The organism is Halomonas marinisediminis (assembly GCF_004347715.1).
Classification (GTDB): domain Bacteria; phylum Pseudomonadota; class Gammaproteobacteria; order Pseudomonadales; family Halomonadaceae; genus Halomonas; species Halomonas icarae.
The window spans coordinates 1-222 of the sequence record NZ_SLTR01000847.1 but is presented as its reverse complement, the minus strand read 5'-3'; the positions used below and the strand labels follow the sequence as shown (position 1 = coordinate 222).

Sequence of the window (222 nt, the reverse complement as noted above, 5' to 3'; positions counted from 1 at the left end):
TGTGTTCACTGATTCCCACGATAGTCAGGCTGCAGCCTAGATGACACATGAGCAAAAGGCCACGTCGCCATCATATTCGTAGGAGTAAACATAACATTCTTCCCTCAACATTTCCTGGGCCTTTCAGGAATACCACGACGCTACTCAGACTACCCAGATGCTTACACCACATGAAACACTGTCTCTTCTATAGGATCATTTATTTCACTAACAGCTGTTCTC

Annotated in this window: 1 pseudogene; it reads left to right on the top strand. The window is 45.0% G+C overall.

Annotated features, from left to right (window positions below):
• Positions 1–66: 66 nt before the first annotated feature.
• Positions 67–174, top strand: a pseudogene (locus E0702_RS21640) (hypothetical protein); the annotation flags it as partial.
• Between the last annotated feature and the right edge of the window lie 48 nt (positions 175–222).